Raw genomic sequence first — 19,650 nt, 5'->3', positions numbered from 1 at the left:
GCTTTCGAGGATGGGCATCAGGTGAGCACGACATATTCGGTCAGTTGGCTGATCGTCGTATCGGCCTTCTGCACGTCGAAGACCTTCGTGCCATGGCTCATGATCACGAACCTGTCGCAGACCTGGTAGGCGTGGTAGAGATTGTGCGTCACCAGCACGCTCGAGACATTCTCCGCCTTGAGCTTCAGCACTTGGTTCAACAACGCTTCCGTCTCGCGTACGGAGAGCGCCGAGGTCGGCTCATCGAGGAGCAGCACGCGCTTCTTGAAATAGACGGCGCGGGCGATTGCGACCGCCTGTTTCTGCCCGCCGGAGAGATTGCCGACGAGCGTATCCGGGGAATCGATGCCGGAGATGTGCACGGCGTTCTGCAAGACTTCCATGGCGATGTCGCGCATCTCGCGCTGCCTAAGGAAGCCGAAGCGATCGGTCAGTTCACGGCCCATGAAGATATTGCGGGTAATCGAGAGCGAATCGACCAGCGCGGTATGCTGGTAGATCGTTTCGATGCCGGCATCGGCGGAATCCGAGCGGCAGGAAAAGGTCGTCTTCTTGCCGTCGACGCTGAGATAGCCGTCCGTCGGCTTGTGGATGCCGGAGATGAGATTGACAGTCGTCGATTTGCCGGCGCCGTTGTCGCCCAAAAGGCCGACAACTTCACCCTCGCCGATATGGAAGCTCAGATTGCGAAGCGCGGTCAGCGCACCGAAGCTCTTCGAGATGTTATGCAGTTCGAGAAGATTGGGGGTCGACATCACGCAAGACCTCGCCGCTCGATTAGATGGTTGAAAATGGCGGCCAGCACGATCAGCGTGGCGATGAACATGTCGAGATAGAAGCCGGGTGCCCGCAGGAGAAGCAGGACGTCGGTTATCGTGTGGATGAGCAGCACGCCGAGAAAGATGCCGATGATCGATCCGCGTCCTCCGCGTAGCGAAAGCCCGCCGATGACGCAGGCGGCGATCGCCTGGAGTTCCAGACCCGCACCCTGCCCGGGTTGCACGCTGCCCACGCGGGCCGTGGCAAGAATGCCCGCGACCGCAGCCATGCCGCCCGCAATCGCAAAGGCAATCAGTTTGACGCGGCTGGTATTGATGCCGATCGCCTCGGCCGCACCGCGATTTCCACCCGTCGCGAAGACGTGGTTGCCGAAGCGGTGGCGGTGTAGCAGCAGGTGAAAGCCTATGACGAAGAGGACGATCCAGATGAAGGCGGCGTTCACGCCGAACAGAGTGCCGGAAAAGAGGCTGGTGAAGACCGGCTCCGGGTCGAAACGCACCTGGACGGCACCGTTGTAGAGCAGCACCGCGCCGCGCCAGAAGAGGAGCCCACCGAGCGTGACGATGAAGGACGGCAGGCCGAAGCGCAGGGTGATATGGCCGTTGAGCGAGCCGATCAGCAGGCCGGTCAGAATACCGATCGGTGCTGCGATGAAGGCGCTCAGCCCTGCATTGACGAGCGAGGCCATCAGCACGGCCGTGAACGTGTAGACGGAGCCGATGGAAAGGTCGAATTCACCGGCGATCATCAATACGCCGGCTCCGAGCGCGAGGCACCCGAGCACGGGGATCGCCTTCATCAGGATCGTCAGGTTCTGCGGCGAGAGGTAGCGGAACTCGTCCGGATAGAGGAGCGCGCCGGCGATGCAGACAATCTGCAGGGTCATGAAGACGAGAAAGATCGCTCCCGCGGGCATGCCCATGATCTGCTTGAGGATGGATTGTCTCTGGGTCCGCGAGCGTGGCGCGGCACTTTCGGCTAGGACAGGTGTCACGGTCTGGCACTCGATCGTTGGGGAACGGGGAACCGGCCGGGCGCGCCGGCGGGCTCCCACGGAACACGGTTAGCGGTAGCTGCCGATCAGCGGTTTGACCGAACCGATGCGCGACTTGTCGAGGAAGGCGCCCTGACCCGTGTCGATGTCGGTCGGTGTCAGCCCGTATTTCTTGGCAAGCGCGATCTGGGCGATCGGGTAATAGCCCTGCAGATAGGGCTGCTGGTCCATGGTCGCGTACATCGCGCCGGATTCCACCGCGTTTACGATCTCGACCGCAAGGTCGAAACCACCGAATGGAATGTCTACGCCGGCGTCCTTGATGGCGCCGGCGCCGACGGTCGAGGTGACCGAGCCGGTGCCGAACAGCGCCTTCACGTTCGGGTTGGCGATGAGGAATTGCGCGATGATGTTCTGCGCTTCGGCAGGGTCGAGACCAGCACGAACCGTCTCCACCTTGATACCGTTTTCGGTCATCGCCTTCTCGATGCCGCCGCCACGGGCGACCGCAAAGCTCGCTTCCGGAATTTCGCGCGGATTGAAGACGACGTCGCCGGACTTGAGGCCGAATTCCTTGATCATGCGGTTGCCGAGCTCATAGCCGGAGGCAAGCTCGTCCATGCCGACATAGGCCTGGCGACAGTTGCCCTTGGCGCCGTCGAGGTCATCGTTGTTGAAGCCGATGACGATGATCCCGGCCTTGACTGCCGCGCAGATGCTCTCGTCGAAAGCATCCGAACTGGAGATCGCTACGGCGATGCCGTCGACACCGCTGGCCGTCGCGCTCTCGATCAGGTCGTTCTGGCGCACCGGATCGTTGTTGGCATACTGCACGTCGAGGTCGACACCGAATTGAGCGGCGGCGTCTTGCGCTCCCTTCACCACCGGATTAAAGAACTGCACGCTCGGATCGAGATAGATGATCATCGTTGCCTTGACATCTGCGGCGAGCGCAGTCGACGTCAACAAGGTGGCAAGGCCCGCAGCCAGAGCTGCGGTTCTGAGCCTGGTCAGTTTCATTGCGTATCCTCCCTTTGGATGTGCATTGCGGGTCGCAAGACCCAAGTCTCGGCTGGCGGGCTCCGACCAAAGATCACGCCAGCCGAGATATTCCTCCTCCTGACCCCAGTCTGCGGCCGGTTATGTGAACCAGGGCGCGGGACGCCCGAGCGTCACATGGACGCCCTTGAACTGGGAATATTCGTCAAAGCCGTAGCGGCCGAGCTCGCGGCCAAGGCCGCTCTTCTTGTAGCCGCCGATCGGCAGCTCCGGCGTGCCGTCGATCACGCTGTTGATCCAGCATCGGCCGGCGCGGATGCGGCGGATGCTCTGCAGGGCCGTTTCGAGATTGGTCGACCAGACGCTGGCCGAAAGACCGAACTCGGTGGCGTTCGCCAGCGCTACGGCTTCGTCCGCGGTCTTGAAGGTCAGCGTTGAAAGCACGGGACCAAAGATCTCTTCGCGTGCGATCGACATGTCGGGCGTGACGCCGGCAAACACCGTCGGTGCATAGTAAAGGCCGGCCTCCCTGCCGATCCTTTCGCCACCGAGCAGCAGTTCCGCGCCGGATGTGATGCCGGCCGTCACATAGGAATGCACCTTTTCGGCATGGGCCTCCGAGATCATCGCGCCGATCTTGGTGCGTTCGTTCAGCGGATCGCCGAAGGCGACCCTGCGCGATATGTCGAGCAGGCGCTCCATCAGCGCATCGCGGATGCCCTCCTGCACCAGAAGCCGGCTGCCGGAAATGCAGCACTGGCCGGCATTGTGGTAGACGCCATAGGCGATGCCGTCTGCCGCCGCGTCAAGATCCGCATCGGCGAAGACGATCTGCGGCCCCTTGCCGCCAAGCTCCAGCCCGACGCGCTTGACGGTGCGCGCCGCGATCTCGCCAAGCTTCGTGCCGACGCGGACAGAGCCGGTAAAGGCGACCATGTCGACGTTCGGGTCTTCGGCCAGCACCTGGCCGGCGGGATCGCCATAACCGGTGACGACGTTAAACACGCCATCGGGAATGCCAGCTTCGCGCGCCAACTCCGCCAGACGGATCGACGTGCCCGACGTGAACTCGGAGGGCTTCAGCACGACGGTGCAGCCGCTACCGATAGCCCAGGGCACGCGTTCCGAGGCGATGATGAAGGGGAAGTTCCAGGGCGTAATGATGCCGACGACCCCGACCGGCTCGCGCAGGACAAGGCCCAAGCGATCGTCGCCGATATTGTTGTGGGTTTGTCCTTCCAGCGCGCGGGCCTGGCCGGCGGCGTAGGACCAGAGATCCGCGCAGAAACCGATTTCGCCGCGCGCCTGAGCGATAGGCTTGCCAACCTCGAGACTCTCGATCAGCGCCAGTTCCTCCTGCCGCGCGAGGATGAGGTCGGCGACCTTGAGCATCAGGCGCGACCGCTCTGCGCCGGACATGCGCGGCCACGGGCCGGCATCGAAAGCCTTCCGGGCGGCCGCGACGGCCTTGCGCACGTCGTCGGCCGAGGCTTCCGGCCAGGTGCCGACCACCACGCCGGCGTGGCCGGGGCTCACCCGATCGATCGTGCTGCCTGAAGCGGCATCGACCGACTTGCCATCGACAAGCATCTGGTAGCGGGATTTAATGCGGAGGCGGGGATCATTGGAATCGGGTGCGATGAAATTGGACAGCAATAGCGTTCTCAGGCCGGCCCGCGCGGTGCCAGCCCCTCCCTGTTCATCCGGTTTGCCGGATTTCTGTTGCGCCTGAATTGTATGGTACTGTATGGTGGTTCAAATTGGATGTCAACGGATGACGGCAGCGAAAGACATGAACCTCGAATCCCTGAAGATCGACACCGGCGAAACCGCCGCGGCCCAAGTCGAGCGGGACTTGCGCGAATCCATCATCCGGCTGGAGCTCGCCCCCGGAATGCGGCTCTCCGAACAGGAAATCGCCACGCGCATGGGCGTGTCGCGTCAACCCGTGCGCGAAGCGCTCATCGCCCTCGGCAAATCGAAACTGGTGGATATCCGGCCCAACAGGGGCACAGTCGTCGTGCGGATTTCAGCCAGACAAATGATGGAAGCGCGCTTCGTGCGCGAGGCGATCGAAGTCGCGGTGGCGCGCCGGGCCAGCGAGACATTCGATAGCTGGACACGGCGCAAGATCGACACGATCCTAGCTCGGCAAAAGGCGGCGAATGAAGCACATGACCACAATGCTTTTCGCCGGGAGGACGAGCAGTTCCATATTGCGATCGCCGAGGGTGCAGGCTGCGGCCTCGCCTGGAACGCCGTCTCCGATATCAAGGCACACATGGATCGGGTCTGCAACCTTCAGCTGCGCCATCCGGACTCGATGAAGAAACTGATTGCCGAACATGAGGCGATCATCACCGCCATCGACGCGCGGGATGCCGACGCGGCTGCGGCCGCCATGCGCAGCCACCTCAACGGCATTCTGGCCGACCTGCCGCAGATCGAGGCCGACAATCCAGACCTGTTCGAATGACCGTTTTCTGGCGGTTAAGTGTGGAGCCGTGCTCGACCCACGTTCCCGTTCGGACTTGATATCCCACCCATGATCAAGGATGGCTTCTTTCGATCATCGCGACAATGGTCTCGAAAAGCTCGTCTTGCGCCTGCTCAGCCGTGATCTCTCCCGTCGAGGCCGCATCCGACAGGGCGTTAGCAGCGCCGAGCATAGCCCAGAAGCCCGCCGGTTCGATGCCTCGCCGCCCCACGAAAGCCGCCAGTGCCCTTCGACACTTCTCGATGAAAGCCAGTTGATAGTCTCTCTTTACCGCCTCCAACTCGGGAGAGCCCGCAAGGGCCGCGAGCACGCCGGGCATTTCCCGGCCCTGCGCGAGTACACAGTCGACGTAGGAGGTTGCGATGACCCTGGCTCGATCTTCGAGGGTCGGGCCGCTCCCCGCGAGTGCGGCGTCGATCATCTCCGTCTGTCGCGCATCAAAATCCCGATAAAGGGCTATCAGCAGGCCATTGCGCGTGCCGAAATGGTCATAGACCACCGGCTTGGCGACAGCAGCTTCTTGCGAGAGCCTCGGGAGCGTCAGGGCATCCGAACCTTCTTCGCGCACAAGGTGCCACGCTAGGTCGAGAAGCTGGCGCCGCCGCTGCTCGCGGCTGAGACGGACGCGCTTGGCGGGAGGCTGCGTTTTGTTCGGCGTGCTTGACATCACTATATACCAAAAGTAACTTACTTGAAGTATATAGGAGCTAGCCTTCAATCGCAACCATCCACCGGCCTCGCGCCGGCGGCCGAAGCGGCATGCCTTCGCATGCCGTTCGCAGAGGATTTGTGCCCATGACCGATACTTCACTCCCCCGCACCGTCGATCGCACCGCATGGCTGGGCCTGATCGCCATTTTACCCCTGGTCCTACTTGTGGCCATGGACGGGTCGATCCTTTATCTCGCTATGCCGCATGTCACTTCGGCCCTCATGCCGACCGCTGATCAGGCGCTCTGGATCCTGGATATCTACGGCTTCGTGGTCGGATCGCTGCTGATCGCTTTCGGAAATATCGGCGACCGCTACGGCCGGCTGAAACTCATCATAACCGGCGCGGCGGTCTTTGGCGCAGGGTCGCTCGGCGCGGCCTATTCGCAAACGCCTGAGCAGCTGATCGCGTCGCGTGCCCTGATGGGACTGGGCGGCGCAACATTACTGCCTTCCGGCTTGGCAATCGTCAGCGCCTTGTTCCCCGATCCGCGACTGCGCGCCCAAGCTATCGGCATCTTTGCGGCCACCTTCGCAGCCGGCTTTGCGATCGGCCCGCTGATTGGCGGCATGCTGCTGCGGCAGTTCGCGTGGGGCGCCGTGTTTCTCATCAATGTCCCCGTCGTCATCGGCTTCATGATCGGCGCGCCGATCCTGTTGCGGGAGGTGCGATCTACCGTCGGCGGCAGCATCGACCTGGCAAGCCTCGTGCTGTCCTTTGCCGGCATCCTGCTGTTCACCTATTCGCTCAAGAATGCGGCCGCCTATGGCTTCACTCCAACACAAATCGTCGCCGGAGCCGCCGGCATATTTGCACTGGCGCTATTCGCTCGCCGACAGACGAAACTTGAATATCCGCTGCTCGACCTCGGTCTCTTCCGCGACCGTATCTTCTCTATCGCTATTCTGACCGGCCTTCTGTCGCTGGTCGTATGGTCTGCTGCCGGCTATCTGTCGGGCGTCTACCTGCAATCGGTGCTGGGCATCGATGTCTTCGCCGCCGCGCTGTTAACCCTGCCGGGCGCGATCGTGCTGACGGCCACCTGCGTGGCCACTGCTCGCATCGTAGAACGGATCGGTCGGAAGACCGCACTTGTGGCAACACATCTGCTGATCGGCGCAGGCGTCTTCCTGCTGCTGTTCACGACGACCGAGACAGGGATTGCTGTCTTCATCGCCTCGACCATGATCGCCGGCATCGGATATGGACTGTCCTTCAGCCTCGTAGCCGATATCGCGGTTTCGGCGGTTCCTGCGAACCGGGCGGGTGCGGCGGGTTCGATAGCAGAGACCAGCAACGAACTGGGCAACGCGCTAGGTATTTCCCTGCTCGGATCGTTAGCGACACTGAGCTTCCGGCTATTCGGCCCCGGCGTGGCAGGGACGCTCGACGAAACGCTCGATCAGCCCGGACTTGCACATCAAAGCCTGATTCAGGCTCAAGAAGCGTTCCTCACCGGCATGCATGTCGCGATCGGCACGGGCGGTCTCCTGACACTCGCAGTCGGGATGGTGGCGTGGCTCTGGCTGCCGAGCAAATTGCCGGAGTAATTACTCCCAACGCGCAGGATGAAGGTCCCGCCAGCGCTCCAGATGCCTCGTGCCACCGACGCTGATCTGCGCATTTTCATTTTGACGAGGGGCTGAAGGAGATCACTTCGCCGTGAGGCTCGGGCGCCGGCTTGAAACGGGACTAACGCCGCTCCAAATCCGCTCCAGCGCAATTCAGGGTGCATTCGGAGGAGTGGCGATGAGCGTCTCATTCCCGAGGGCCGGTTTCCTCGCGCTAGTCATGGTCGTGGCGCTCGCCTTCGGCGTGCCCTTCGATGCGGCGCGGGGGGAACTGCTCGCCCGCGTGCCGGCCGCGCGCGAGATGGCGGTTTGCGGCGACACATTGTTCGTCGGAACCAAGGGCTCCTCGGTCTACGCCGTGTCCTTACCCGGCGGCCGCGCCCGGCGGGTCGCCTCCGGATTTTCCAATGCGAACGGCGTCGCCTGCTCACGTGGTCGACTGTTCGTGGCTTCAAGAAGCAGCATAACGGCGTTCGAGATCGGCCGCGGCGGTACGTTGAGCGGCAGACGCGACATCCGGCGCGACCTGCCGAATTCGGGGGCCCACAGTTTTCGTTATATCGCCCTCGGCCCGGATGCCCGGCTTTATGTCTCATTGGGATCACCCTGCAACATTTGCGTTCCCCGCGGGCTGCAAGGCACGATCGTCAGCATGAACCAGGACGGGTCTGACCTTCGCAGAGTGGCCTGGGGCGTGCGCAACTCGGTCGGCTTCGATTGGCGCGGCGGCAGAATGTTCTTCACCGACAACGGCGCCGACAGGATGGGAGACGATGTCCCGCCCGACGAGTTGAACGCGCTTCGGCCGGGCGGCTTTTACGGCTTTCCTTATTTCGGCGGCCAGGTGCCGCTCACAGGGTTCGAAGACGCGATGCCGCCCGCGCGCCAAATTCCCCCTGTCTTCAATTTTCAGGCCCATGTCGCAGCGCTTGGGATTCATTTCTTCCGCAGCCTGGGCGGCGATGCTCTGGTGGCGCAGCACGGCAGTTGGAACAGGTCGGTACCAGTCGGCTATCAGGTCGTGCGGGTCCGCTTCCGTGGCGGCCGTCCGGTCTCGGCGGCCACTTTCCTCAGAAACGTCGGCCGTCCGGTGGACGTCAAGGAGGCGCCCGACGGGGCCATCCTCGTATCCGACGACGCCGGTGGCGCAATTCACATCTTCAGGCGGTGACGTCTCCCGCGGACAGGAATTTGCGGCCCTATTCGAGGTCCGGTGGCTTCGAAGTGCGTTTCCGCCTGCTGTTGGTTGAACAACCGAAAATTGCTGTTCCCTGAAGCACACCTTTCAGATATGGCGCCGGTGCCGATTGAGGTGAGATGGCACTAGGAGAATCATTGTGAATGTCGACGAGAAACTGGAACCCATTCTAGCGGAAGTCCTGAGGCGTAACGGAGGTGAACACGAGTTTCACCAGGCAGTGCGCGAGGTTCTCGAGAGCCTCGGGCGCGTGATAGCCAAACATCCCCGTTACGCCGAAAACGCGCTCATCGAGAGGATCTGCGAACCAGAGCGTCAGATCATCTTCCGCGTGCCCTGGGTGGACGACAAGGGCCAGGTCCAGATCAACCGGGGGTTCCGGGTTCAGTTCAACTCCGCACTTGGGCCGTACAAGGGCGGAATCCGTTTTCATCCTTCGGTGAACATCGGAATCATCAAGTTTCTCGGCTTCGAGCAGACCTTCAAGAACGCACTGACCGGGATGCCGATCGGCGGGGGGAAGGGTGGCTCCGACTTCAATCCCAGGGGCCGTTCGGACGGCGAGATCATGCGCTTCTGCCAGTCGTTGATGACCGAGCTTCACAGGCATCTCGGCGAATACACGGACGTTCCCGCGGGTGATATCGGTGTGGGAGGCCGGGAGATCGGCTACATGTTCGGTCAGTATAAGCGGCTTACCAACCGCTACGAAGCCGGTGTGCTCACGGGCAAGGCATTGTTCTACGGCGGTTCGCGGGCCCGAAAGGAAGCGACGGGCTACGGGGCGACCTATTTCGTCCAGCGCATGATCGCAACCAAGGGCCTGGACTTCGAGGGCAAACGGGTGACCGTCTCCGGATCCGGCAACGTAGCGATCTATACGATGGAGAAGGTGATCGAGTTCGGAGGAAAAATCGTGGCGTGCTCCGATTCGAACGGGTACGTGGTCGACGAGGACGGCATCGACCTTGAACTGGTCAAGGAGATCAAGGAAGTGCGTCGCGAGCGGATCTCGGAGTACGCGCCACTGAAAGGCGCCGGGACTCACTATATAGAAGCGGGCTCGGTCTGGGACGTTCCATGCGATGTCGCCATGCCTTCAGCGACTCAGAACGAGCTTACCGGCAAGGATGCACGAACATTGGTGAAGAACGGTGTTCTTGCGGTGGGTGAGGGCGCCAACATGCCGTGCACGCCGGAGGCGGTCCGCATCTTCCAGGAGGCGGGTGTACTGTTTGCCCCGGGCAAGGCCGCGAATGCAGGGGGCGTTGCCACCTCCGCTCTCGAGATGCAGCAGAACGCCTCACGTGACAGCTGGACGTTCGAACAGACCGAGGCGCGCCTTGCAACCATCATGCAGGCGATTCACGACCGTTGCGCCGAGACCGCAGAGGAGTATGGCACCCCTGGAGACTATGTTCTCGGAGCCAACATAGCGGGCTTCGTCAGAGTGGCCGAGGCAATGGATGCCCTCGGCGTGATCTGAGCGCGCCGGAGGCGATCAAGCCGTTCGGGGTGCGTGCCGCGGTGCTTCCGCACTAGCGGCACTGACCCGGGCGACTTGACTTCCCCGATACCGCGGGCGATCATGCGGCCATGTTGACCAACCGCGACATATATCCGCTTAACGCTCTTGGGATTCGCCTGATCGCAGGATCGTAACCCGGATCCGGCCTCGTCGCCCGCCGGATCCTGGGTGAACGCGTTCAGCACAAATTCTCGCTGACATGCGCGACAATCTTCCCGAATATTTCAACTGCATGCACGCGGAAATCCCGTGCCTGTTCCGGAGGTATTGCGAACGATGTCCAGCATCATGGTCTCCTCGAATCTGCCCCTGCCTTTCATTGGAGCGACGGACTACCGTCTGCTTAGCCGCCTTGCCTACCAGGCCTTGTCGAGGGACTTCGACATCGCCGCTGAATTGATCGAAAAGCTGGAGCGCCCCTGTGTTCTGCCAGACGACCAGGTGCCGCCCGATGTCGTCAAGATAGGGTCTATCGTCACTTGCGAGGTCGAGGACGGCCCCTGCCGGACCTTCTCTCTCGTCTACCCCGATGACGTCGATGCCGAGAAGGGAAGGATTTCCGTCCTCACGCCGGTCGGAGTGGCGCTCCTGGGTCTTCGGCCCGGACAGGCGGTCGAGTGGTTCTCTCGAGATGGGCAGAGAAACCATCTGATGGTCGTTCGGGTCGAGGACGACGTGAAGGACGAACTCGCCCTTTGATGCTTCGCCGAACCCAGACAGTCTCCGCCGAGGACCCCATGCATTTGCTCGATAGCAGAAAGCGGAAAGCCAGAGGAGGTCGCCTCACCGCAGGCTCGTAGCCCTGTGCCGAACCGCTCGCGGTCGGCGCAGGGAGTTCCTGTCTCGTCAGCACGAGCAAAGGCCGACTGTGATGGTCGCGGCCGTTCGTGCCCCATACTTGCTCGAGAGGGCAGGTCCATGACCCGACGGAAGCTGGAGAGATGCGCCATGTCGAGAGAAGCTTTCTGCCAACTGACTGCAGGAGACCTGAACATCCTGATGTCCATGCTGGACGAAACCGGCCACACGGAATCCTTCACGATCCTACTGCGCGAGAAGTTGAACTATGCCAGCGTGTTTTTCCGCGAAGACATACCTGAGAATGTAGTCACTCTGGACACGCAGGTGGGCTACACCGTCAACGGCGTGCGCACCGGACCACATCTTCTGGTCCGCAACGCCGCGGGTAGACCTGCCAACTCCGCCATCTCCGTGCGGACGATGCGCGGTTTGGCGTTACTTGGGCTGGCCGTCGGCGAGAGGACCGAGATCCTCGGAGAGGACGGCTGGCCTGAAACCCTGGCGGTCGAGCGAATCGTCTTTCAACCCGAGTCAGAGGCTCGCCTGAAACAGACGAGCACCGAACCCGTGCAACTGATCGACCACGCTCCGCAAGTGGTCAATTTCCGGCCGCGGCCCAGGAAAGCGGCCATTCCACATGATGATGATCCAGGTCCCAGTGCCGCATGATGCTGGCAGGCAGCCAGCAATCTAACCCGACGGATCCGGTGATGTCGCCAGATCATTGAGAAAATCCCGGCACCAGCGCGAGACGTCGTGTTCCAGCAAGTGATCCATCATAGTCTTCCAGCGATCCTTCCGCTCTTCGAGCGGCATGCTGAGCGCGCGCGCCATAGCGTTTGCGGTACCCTCAATATCGTAGGGATTGACCAGCAGGGCGCCTCTTAGATCGCGGGCGGCCCCGGCGAAACGCGAAAGCACGAGCACGCCCGGATCGTCCGGGTCCTGCGCGGCCACATATTCCTTCGCAACCAGGTTCATCCCGTCTCGAAGCGGCGTCACCAGGCCGACTTTGCCAAGCCGGTAAAGCCCTGCAAGAATATGCCGGCCTACCGAACGGTTGATATAGCGTATGGGCACCCAATCAACAGCGCCGAGCGCGCCGTTCACCCTGCCGGCCTGTTCGGCCACAGTTCGCTGCATGGCTTCGTATTCCGGCACTTCGGACCGCGACTTCGGCGTGATCTGCAGATAGGTGACGCGCCCCTGCTGGGCCGGATTGGCCAGGATGAAGCGCTCGAACGCGTCGATGCGCTGCGTGATCCCTTTTGAGTAATCAAGGCGATCGACACCGATGATCAGGCTCCGGTGCTCGATGCTTTCACGCGCTTTCCTGACGGTCTTGTTGGTCAATGCCTTTTTGGCAAATTCGGCAAAGGCCGCAGTCTCTATGCCGATTGCATAGATGCCGCCCTTGAATACGCGGCCATAGGCACTGAAGCGGCCTCCACCGAGTTCATCGCCAATGCCTTCCCGCCTGAGGCAGCCGGCGAAGTTCTCAAGATCATGATCGGTCTGGAAACCGACGACATCGTAGTGCGACAGGCCGCGCATGATCTCCTCGTGAACGGGCATCGTGAAGAGTACGTCGGCAGGCGGCCAGGGAATGTGGAGAAAGAAGCCGATCCGGTTCTTCAAGCCCATTTGACGGAGTTCTGCGGCGAGAGGGATCAAATGGTAGTCGTGCACCCAGATCACGTCATCGGGCCTGACGAGCGGCGCCAGCCGATGGGCGAAGAAGCGGTTGACGCGGAAATACCCGGCCATCTCCTTGCGACCGTATTCGGCAAGATCAAGCCGGTAGTGGCAGATCGGCCAAAGAACCCGGTTGGCGAAGCCGTGGTAATATTCTCCGACGTCGGTATCAGTCAGGTCCGTGAGCGCATAGGTGATATTGCCCTGGTGCAACTGAGCAAGCGGCTCCGGCTCGTTCTCTCCGCTCGATCGTCCCGACCAGCCCATCCAGATGCCGCCATGCTCTTCAAGGGCGACTTTCAGCGCGACCGCCAGCCCACCGGCAGGCGCAATGCCTCCCTTGTCAGGGACGGGCACACGATTGGAAACAATGACGAGACGGCTCATGCCGAATTCCTTTCATTCAAGAAAATATACACTTGGCGCTCAAACGTTCAGGAGGGGGAACGCGTTTCCGACGCAGACGATCCCACCGACGCGAAAATCGTCGAGAGGGTGCAACTCGCGCGTGGAGCCGCGACGGCCGCTCCGGTGTCGAAGCCGTTTCAAGCGCTTGTGATTCGGGGGGCGTGGACGAACTTGGATAAATGGCGGGTTTGTCGGCGGTGGGTGATGATTTCCGCGCAGCCGCACTTTCATGCCCCGGGTGGCAGCTGCCCGCTGAATACAAAAGGGCGGCCGGAGCCGCCCTTCCATCATCAGGGATTTGGAAGCTACGAACGCTTCCTGGAATTGCGCTTGAGCATTTGATCCAACGCACTTCCAGACGGAAAACCGTTACACAGTTTTCCTGCAAGTGCTCTAGTGATTGTGGCGGGGCATATTCTTGGCGATCTGCCGGAAGTCTGCTGCGCCTTCGAGCACCGCGCCGTCGGAAAGCTGGGTGACGGACTTGCGGTAGATGCGCTGCCAGGGCGTGGCATCGGCCGGCACGGCGGGAATGCCGTCCGCCTTGCGTCTTTCGATATCCTCGTCGGAAACCAGCATGTCGCAGCGACCCAGGTTGAAATCGATGCGGATCACATCACCGCTGCGCAGCCAGGCGAGACCGCCGCCAGCCGCACTCTCCGGCGAGGCGTTCAGGATGGAGGGACTGTCGGCCGTGCCGGATTGACGTCCGTCACCGATGGTGGGCAGGCTCCTGATGCCGCGTTTCAAGAGGTGATCCGGCGGCTGCATGTTCACGACTTCCGCCGACCCCGGCCAGCCGAGCGGGCCGGCGCCGCGGATCACCAGAATGGTGTTCTCGTCGATGTCGAGTTCAGGGTCGTTGATGCGCTTGTGGTAGTCCTCCGAGCCGTCGAAGACCACGGCCTTGCCCTCGAAAACGCCCTCGCGGCCCGGTTCCTGAAGGTAGCGCTTCCTGAAATCGTCGGAGACGACACTCATCTTCATGATGGCGAAGTCGAAGAGATTGCCCTTCAGCACCAGGAAGCCTGCCTTTTCCTTGAGGGGCTCGTCGAAGGGGCGAATAACTTCGCGATCCGTGGGTTCGCGCCCTTCGAGGTTCTCGGCCACCGTCCTTCCCGTGACGGTGCGACAGCCGCCGTCGAGCTTTCCGGCCTTCAGGAGCTCCCACATGATGGCGGGGGTGCCGCCCGCGCGGTGATAGCGTTCGCCGAGATAGGCGCCCGCCGGCTGGATGTTGGCGAGCAGCGGGATATCGAAACCATGGACCTGCCAGTCGTCCGGGTAAAGCTCGACGCCGGCATGCTTCGCCATGGCCGCAAGATGCGGCTGGGCGTTGGTCGATCCGCCGATCGCCGAGTTGACGCGGATGGCATTGAGAAAGGCTTCCCGGGTCAGGATGTCGGAGGGTTTCAGGTCCTCGAAAACGAGTTCCACGGCGCGGCGTCCGGTACGATAGGCCATCTGCCCACGCTCGCGATAGGCAGCGGGGATGGCGCCGCAACCGGTGAGCGACATGCCGAGCGCTTCGGCTATCGCGTTCATTGTCGAAGCCGTGCCCATCGTGTTGCAATGGCCGACGGAGGGAGCCGAATCGAGTGCTGCCTGCATGAACTCCTCGCGGTCGATCTCGCCTACCGCGAGCTTGCGGCGCATGCGCCAGATCACCGTGCCGGAGCCGACGAGATCGCCTTCGTGCCAGCCGTCGAGCATGGGGCCGCCGGAGAGCACGATCGCCGGAATGTCGACCGTGGAGGCCGCCATCAGGGCTGAGGGAGTGGTCTTGTCGCAGCCGGTGGTCAGCACCACGCCATCCAGCGGATAGCCGTAGAGAATTTCAACGAGGCCGAGATAGGCGAGGTTGCGATCGAGGGCGGCCGTCGGGCGCTTGCAGTTCTCGAAAATCGGATGCGTCGGGAACTCGATCGGAATGCCCCCGGCATCGCGGATGCCGTCGCGCACGCGCTTCGCCAGATCCATATGCACCCGATTGCATGGAGTGAGATCGCTGCCGCTTTGGGCAATGCCGATGATGGGCTTGCCGCAACGCAATTCCTCCGGCGTCACGCCGTAGTTCATGAAGCGCTCCAGATAGAGCGCCGTCAGATCGATATGGTCCGGATTGTCGAACCAGTCCTGTGAGCGCAGGCGGCGCTGGGGTTTGTCAGTCATGGCGGGACCTAATTCCTTGGGTTGAGCTTTTCGAGTTGCAGAAGCAGTCCGCTGTGGTCCTGTTCGCCGCCGCCGGACTCAACGAAATCGGCAAATTCCTGCCGCACTTGCCTGGTCAGGGGAAGCTCGAGGGAGAGTTCATCCGCCATGGCCATGACGGCGTTCAGATCCTTCAGCTGGTTGTTCGATGCGCCGCCGGGGGCGAAGTTGCGCTCCACCATACGGGCGCCGTGCAGTTCGAGGATCCGGCTTTCGGCAAAGCCGCCGCGGATTGCGTCTCGAAAGGCCGCGCGCGAGGCACCGCCGGCTTCCACCAGAACCATGGCTTCGGCCACCGCGCCGATGGTGACGGCGACGATCTGCTGGTTGGCGAGCTTGCAGACCTGGCCGGCACCGCTCGGGCCCACATGGGTCACGCGACCGAGACACGCGAAAACTTCCTTCAGGCTTTCGACCGCGGTGCCATCGCCGCCGGCCATGATGGCGAGCGTACCGGCGGCCGCGCCCACCACGCCGCCTGAAACCGGTGCGTCGAGGTGACGGATGCCTTTTTCCGCCAATCTGCGCGCATGTTCGCGGGCGATCTGCGGGGCTATGGAGCTGCAATCCACCACGATCGTACCTTCCGCCAGGCTATCGGCGACGCCGCGCTCGAACAGGACCTCGGATACGGCCTGGCCGTTGGTCAGCATGGTGAAGACGATAGCTGCGCCGGCAACAGCATCGGCCGGCGAGGCAGCGATGTCAGCACCGTCGGCGACCAGCGGCTCGGCTTTGGCGGCGTCACGGTTCCACACCGTAACCGAAAAACCGGCACCGAGCAGGCGCCGCGCCATCGGTGCCCCCATCAAGCCCGTGCCGAGAAAGGCAATCTTCGTCTTCCCGCTCACAGCTTCCCTCCCAGTTCATCCTCGATGTGAACGCGGATGATCTCGTCGAAGCTCTTTTCGGCAGTGAAGCCAAGTTCGGTGGCGCGTTTGGCCTCGAAGCCCGGCGCCCAGCCGGCGACCATCTTCATGATCATCTCGTCGGGTTCGCGGCGGATCAGCTGCACGGCCTTTTCGCCGGCAACGCGGCGCAGCGCTTCGATCTGCTCGCCCACGGTGGCACTGAGACCCGGCATGGAAAGGTTGCGACGCGGGCCAACTTTTTCAAGGTCGATGGTCGCGCCATGGATGAGGAAGCCGACCGCCGAGCGCGGCGAGGTGTGCCAGTGGCGGACATCCTCCGAAACAGGCAGCACGGCTTCCTGGCCGACCAGCGGCTCGCGCAGGATATTGGAGAAGAAGCCGGAAGCCGCTTTGTTGGGCTTGCCGGGGCGGATGCAGATCGTCGGCAGGCGGATGCCGATGCCATCGAAGAAGCCGCGGCGGCTGTAGTCGGAGAGCAGCAGCTCGCAGATCGCTTTCTGGGTGCCGTAGCTCGTAAGCGGAGTAAGATGATAATCGTCCGGGATGGGGAAGGGGAGCGGCGCTCCGACCACGGCGATCGATGAGGTGAAGACAAGGCGAGGCTTGTAGCCGTCCTGATCGTGAGCAAGGCGGATCGCATCGAAGAGATAGCGCGTGCCGTCGAGATTGATCCGGTAGCCCTTGTCGAAATCCAGTTCGGCTTCACCGGAGACGATTGCCGCCAGATGGAAGATGACATCCGGGCGCCCCTCGACGAGCTTCTCGGCTTCGCCGGAAGCGGAAAGGTCGCCTTCGCGTGCAACGGCCGTTCCGGCAAAGCCCTGCGGCCTTTCCGGCGCCACTACGTCCACGAGCGTCAGCTTCTCCACCCGGTTTCCGCCGAGAGTGCCGTCCTTGACGAGCCGCTGCGTGAGCTTGCGGCCGACCATGCCGGCAGCGCCGATGATCAGGATATGCATGAATGTCTCCTCCTTGAGTGAGGCCGCATGCGATCAGGTCTTCATGCGGGTCGAAATTTTGTCTTGTACGGTTGTCTGATAACCTTATATGGTTCGATTGAAAACAGGATAGTGGCGGTTCGAGCGAAAGATTCTCGGTCGCGTGCAGGCATGGCGGGCGCTTTCTGAGAGGCGCGCGAGGAGGGGCAAGCAGCATGACGAGCGCAGGCACGATAGAGGATGCGAAAGGCCCTGCGGAACTGCGCCTGGCGCTACGTCAGATGCTTGGTGAAGATATCGTGCTGAGCGAAACGGAGGAATTGCTCCGTTTCTGCCGCGACTGGCATGGCGACGTAACCAGCGGCACCGTGGCGGTGATTCGCCCGCGCTCGACGCAGCAGGTGGCGGCGGCCGTGAAAGCCTGCCGGGAACTTGGGCTTTCGATCGTGCCGCAGGGCGGCAATACCGGCCTCGTGCTCGGCGCGATCCCCGATGCTCCGGAGAGGCAGGTCGTGCTTTCTCTCTCCCGCATGAACCGCATCCGCAAGATCGATCCGGCCGATTTTTCGGCGGTTGTCGAGTCCGGCTGCATCCTGTCCGAGCTCAAGGACGCGATAGCGAAGATGGGCATGTTCTTTCCGCTTGCGCTCGGCGCGCAGGGAAGCTGTCAGATCGGGGGAAATGTTTCGACGAATGCCGGCGGCGTCAATGTGCTCCGCTACGGCATGACCCGCGAACTGGTGCTGGGCCTTGAAGTGGTCCTCCCGGACGGCAGCATCCTCGAAGGCCTGTCGACGTTGAGAAAGGACAATCGCGGCATCGACCTGAAGCAGCTGTTCATCGGTGCAGAAGGCACGCTCGGCATCATCACCGCCGTCTCCGTCAAGCTGACGCCCTATCCCGACCACGTAGCCACGGCGCTGCTCGGTCTTGCCTCCCTGGAAGATGCCATCAAGCTCTATCGCCGGGCGCGTCGGGACTGCTGCGACCTGATGTCGGCTTTCGAATTCATGCCGCCGCTCGCCTTCACCCTGGCGCAGGAGGCGATGCCCGATCTGCCGATCCCGATCTCGGCGGAATATCCGGCCTATGTGCTGATGGAGATTTCCGGCTCCGGCCTCGTCGATGTCGACGATCTGATGCAGCGCTTCCTTGAAGGTGTGATGGAGGAAGGGCTGGTCCTTGACGGAACGATCGCCGCCTCGCAGACGCAGGCGCGCAATCTTTGGTTGATCCGCGAGGGCATGAACGAAGGTCAGGCGAAACGCGGCACTCATATGCGCACCGATATCTCCGTACCGCTCTCACAGCTGGCCTCCTTCGTAGAGGAGGCGGAAAAGGCAGTCTCCGAGGCGCTTCCGGGCGCCGTCAGCGTTTCCTATGGCCATGTCGGCGACGGCAATGTGCATCTTAACGTCCTGCCGCCGGCCGGCAGTACGCCCGAGGAGCGGATCCAATTGATCTACAGGGCCAAGACGGTCGTGAACGAGGTGCTCGATCGCTATACCGGAAGCATCAGCGCCGAGCACGGCATTGGGCGCTTGAAGCGACCGGATTTCGACGCCAGGCTGCCCGCGACCCGCCGAAAACTGTTGACGGCGCTCAAGCATGCCGTTGACCCGGAAATGATCATGAATCCTGGTTGTCAACTGAGATTCTAAAAGGGAGTGCAATCTTGGCGACAATGGATTTCGGCCAGATCAGCAGGAGCGAGCATTTGCCCGCGCGCATCGCGGCGAAGATCGGCAGGGAGATCACCGAAGGACGTATCGCCCCCGGAGAGAAACTACCGACGGAGCATCTGCTCGCCACGACCTTCGGGGTCAGCCGCTCGGTGGTGCGGGAGGCTATAGCTCAATTGCGAAATGAAGGCCTGGTGGAAACCCGCCAGGGCGTCGGCGCCTTCGCCACGGAAATCGAGCGACGGCAATCGCTCCGGATAGAGCAGGGAGATCTCGCTAATCGCGGAAGTTTCCGTGATTTGTTTCAACTCCGTATTCCGCTTGAGGTGGAGGCGGCTCGACTTGCGGCGATCCATCATACACCGCAGGATTTGGGCAAGATCGACGAGGCGTTGCAGCAGATGACCGGCGCGGAAAAATGGACGGAGCAGGGGATCGTCGCCGACCTCGCTTTTCATCGCGCGATTGCGGCGGCCACCCATAACGAATATTTCCTGCTTTTCATCGGATTCATCGCGGAGCGGATCAGCCTGGCGATCAACGCGGCACGCGCCGCTGCAATACTGGAGGAGATCGTCGAAGTCACGATTGCGGAACATGTCTCCATCCGAAATGGCGTGGCGGCGCGAGATCCGGTCAAGGCCGAGGAGGCGATGCGCCATCATCTGAACGGGGCGGCGGCCCGCCTGGACCTGACGATCGAAAGCTTCTCGTCCTGAATTTTCGGGTCGGACGGCGCAGCCTGTGAGGTCTTGGTGGCGTAT

General features: G+C 62.1%; 17 protein-coding genes. 8 read left to right on the top strand and 9 right to left on the bottom strand.

Annotated features, from left to right (window positions below; translation table 11 throughout):
• Positions 1-17 precede the first annotated feature (17 nt).
• The 4 genes from JOH52_RS31660 to JOH52_RS31645 all read right to left on the bottom strand — a co-directional run bounded on the left by JOH52_RS31660 (position 18) and on the right by JOH52_RS31645 (position 4,429).
• Positions 18-755, bottom strand: a complete 738-nt coding sequence (locus JOH52_RS31660; protein ID WP_003525223.1) for an ATP-binding cassette domain-containing protein — start codon at positions 753-755, stop codon at positions 18-20.
• The gene (locus JOH52_RS31655; protein WP_013845100.1) at positions 755-1,774 is read right to left on the bottom strand and encodes an ABC transporter permease; all 1,020 of its coding nucleotides are present in this window, start codon (positions 1,772-1,774) and stop codon (positions 755-757) included. Before JOH52_RS31655 ends, JOH52_RS31660 begins: the two co-directional genes overlap by 1 nt.
• 69 nt (positions 1,775-1,843) lie before the next feature.
• The gene (locus tag JOH52_RS31650) at positions 1,844-2,794 is read right to left on the bottom strand and encodes a sugar ABC transporter substrate-binding protein (RefSeq protein ID WP_013845099.1); all 951 of its coding nucleotides are present in this window, start codon (positions 2,792-2,794) and stop codon (positions 1,844-1,846) included.
• A gap of 120 nt (positions 2,795-2,914) precedes the next feature.
• Positions 2,915-4,429, bottom strand: a complete 1,515-nt coding sequence (locus tag JOH52_RS31645) for an aldehyde dehydrogenase family protein (RefSeq protein ID WP_014528221.1) — start codon at positions 4,427-4,429, stop codon at positions 2,915-2,917.
• A gap of 118 nt (positions 4,430-4,547) precedes the next feature.
• Between JOH52_RS31645 and JOH52_RS31640 the strand changes: the two genes are divergently transcribed.
• Positions 4,548-5,249 (top strand): GntR family transcriptional regulator, encoded by a 702-nt coding sequence (locus JOH52_RS31640; protein ID WP_013845097.1) that lies wholly within the window; start codon positions 4,548-4,550, stop codon positions 5,247-5,249.
• A 73-nt stretch (positions 5,250-5,322) separates the two neighbouring features.
• Here JOH52_RS31640 and JOH52_RS31635 read toward each other — a convergent pair whose 3' ends face one another.
• Entirely contained in the window at positions 5,323-5,937 is a 615-nt protein-coding gene (locus tag JOH52_RS31635; RefSeq protein WP_017266085.1) for a TetR/AcrR family transcriptional regulator, read from the bottom strand.
• A gap of 128 nt (positions 5,938-6,065) precedes the next feature.
• Here JOH52_RS31635 and JOH52_RS31630 point away from each other — a divergent pair, with 128 nt between their 5' ends.
• The 5 genes from JOH52_RS31630 to JOH52_RS31610 all read left to right on the top strand — a co-directional run bounded on the left by JOH52_RS31630 (position 6,066) and on the right by JOH52_RS31610 (position 11,749).
• Complete coding sequence (locus JOH52_RS31630; protein WP_013845095.1) at positions 6,066-7,532, top strand: MFS transporter; 1,467 nt, start codon at positions 6,066-6,068, stop codon at positions 7,530-7,532.
• A gap of 199 nt (positions 7,533-7,731) precedes the next feature.
• A complete protein-coding gene (locus tag JOH52_RS31625; protein WP_013845094.1) occupies positions 7,732-8,724 on the top strand; it encodes a PQQ-dependent sugar dehydrogenase in 993 nt (330 codons plus the stop codon).
• A 166-nt stretch (positions 8,725-8,890) separates the two neighbouring features.
• Positions 8,891-10,237 (top strand): NADP-specific glutamate dehydrogenase, encoded by a 1,347-nt coding sequence (gene gdhA / locus JOH52_RS31620; RefSeq protein WP_014532063.1) that lies wholly within the window; start codon positions 8,891-8,893, stop codon positions 10,235-10,237.
• A gap of 318 nt (positions 10,238-10,555) precedes the next feature.
• On the top strand, positions 10,556-10,978 hold the full coding sequence (rnk, locus tag JOH52_RS31615) for a nucleoside diphosphate kinase regulator (protein ID WP_013845092.1): 423 nt from the start codon (positions 10,556-10,558) through the stop codon (positions 10,976-10,978).
• 249 nt (positions 10,979-11,227) lie between these two features.
• Positions 11,228-11,749: a GreA/GreB family elongation factor gene (locus JOH52_RS31610; protein ID WP_013845091.1), complete on the top strand. Its 522-nt coding sequence runs from the start codon at positions 11,228-11,230 to the stop codon at positions 11,747-11,749.
• A 21-nt stretch (positions 11,750-11,770) separates the two neighbouring features.
• Here the strand turns inward: JOH52_RS31610 and otsA are convergent, their stop codons facing one another.
• From otsA to denD, 4 genes are all read right to left on the bottom strand, one after another.
• A complete protein-coding gene (otsA, locus tag JOH52_RS31605) occupies positions 11,771-13,162 on the bottom strand; it encodes an alpha,alpha-trehalose-phosphate synthase (UDP-forming) (RefSeq protein WP_013845090.1) in 1,392 nt (463 codons plus the stop codon).
• A 414-nt stretch (positions 13,163-13,576) separates the two neighbouring features.
• Positions 13,577-15,355 carry an IlvD/Edd family dehydratase gene (locus tag JOH52_RS31600; RefSeq protein WP_014532062.1) on the bottom strand — a complete coding sequence of 593 codons (1,779 nt, stop codon included), beginning with the start codon at positions 15,353-15,355 and terminating at the stop codon, positions 13,577-13,579.
• 8 nt (positions 15,356-15,363) lie between these two features.
• Positions 15,364-16,245 carry an NAD(P)-dependent oxidoreductase gene (locus tag JOH52_RS31595; RefSeq protein WP_014532061.1) on the bottom strand — a complete coding sequence of 294 codons (882 nt, stop codon included), beginning with the start codon at positions 16,243-16,245 and terminating at the stop codon, positions 15,364-15,366.
• The gene (gene denD, locus JOH52_RS31590) at positions 16,242-17,225 is read right to left on the bottom strand and encodes a D-erythronate dehydrogenase (RefSeq protein WP_013845087.1); all 984 of its coding nucleotides are present in this window, start codon (positions 17,223-17,225) and stop codon (positions 16,242-16,244) included. Before denD ends, JOH52_RS31595 begins: the two co-directional genes overlap by 4 nt.
• Before the next feature lie 194 nt (positions 17,226-17,419).
• Here denD and JOH52_RS31585 point away from each other — a divergent pair, with 194 nt between their 5' ends.
• Positions 17,420-18,865: an FAD-binding oxidoreductase gene (locus JOH52_RS31585; protein ID WP_013845086.1), complete on the top strand. Its 1,446-nt coding sequence runs from the start codon at positions 17,420-17,422 to the stop codon at positions 18,863-18,865.
• Positions 18,866-18,879: 14 nt separating this feature from the next.
• Positions 18,880-19,605: a FadR/GntR family transcriptional regulator gene (locus tag JOH52_RS31580; protein ID WP_013845085.1), complete on the top strand. Its 726-nt coding sequence runs from the start codon at positions 18,880-18,882 to the stop codon at positions 19,603-19,605.
• Positions 19,606-19,650: the final 45 nt, after the last annotated feature.

The sequence above is a fragment of the Sinorhizobium meliloti genome (assembly GCF_017876815.1).
Lineage (GTDB): Bacteria > Pseudomonadota > Alphaproteobacteria > Rhizobiales > Rhizobiaceae > Sinorhizobium > Sinorhizobium meliloti.
This window is presented reverse-complemented; position numbering and strand designations above follow the sequence as displayed.

Excerpts from the sequence above, each read along its gene's own strand:
- rnk (WP_013845092.1), top strand. The coding sequence starts at position 10,556 with ATGTCCAGCATCATGGTCTCCTCGAATCTGCCCCTGCCTTTCATTGGA.
- JOH52_RS31610 (WP_013845091.1), top strand. The coding sequence starts at position 11,228 with ATGTCGAGAGAAGCTTTCTGCCAACTGACTGCAGGAGACCTGAACATC.
- JOH52_RS31625 (WP_013845094.1), top strand. The coding sequence starts at position 7,732 with ATGAGCGTCTCATTCCCGAGGGCCGGTTTCCTCGCGCTAGTCATGGTC.
- JOH52_RS31630 (WP_013845095.1), top strand. The coding sequence starts at position 6,066 with ATGACCGATACTTCACTCCCCCGCACCGTCGATCGCACCGCATGGCTG.
- denD (WP_013845087.1), bottom strand. The coding sequence starts at position 17,225 with ATGCATATCCTGATCATCGGCGCTGCCGGCATGGTCGGCCGCAAGCTC.
- JOH52_RS31635 (WP_017266085.1), bottom strand. The coding sequence starts at position 5,937 with ATGTCAAGCACGCCGAACAAAACGCAGCCTCCCGCCAAGCGCGTCCGT.
- JOH52_RS31585 (WP_013845086.1), top strand. The coding sequence starts at position 17,420 with ATGACGAGCGCAGGCACGATAGAGGATGCGAAAGGCCCTGCGGAACTG.
- JOH52_RS31640 (WP_013845097.1), top strand. The coding sequence starts at position 4,548 with ATGACGGCAGCGAAAGACATGAACCTCGAATCCCTGAAGATCGACACC.
- otsA (WP_013845090.1), bottom strand. The coding sequence starts at position 13,162 with ATGAGCCGTCTCGTCATTGTTTCCAATCGTGTGCCCGTCCCTGACAAG.
- JOH52_RS31660 (WP_003525223.1), bottom strand. The coding sequence starts at position 755 with ATGTCGACCCCCAATCTTCTCGAACTGCATAACATCTCGAAGAGCTTC.
- JOH52_RS31650 (WP_013845099.1), bottom strand. The coding sequence starts at position 2,794 with ATGAAACTGACCAGGCTCAGAACCGCAGCTCTGGCTGCGGGCCTTGCC.
- JOH52_RS31600 (WP_014532062.1), bottom strand. The coding sequence starts at position 15,355 with ATGACTGACAAACCCCAGCGCCGCCTGCGCTCACAGGACTGGTTCGAC.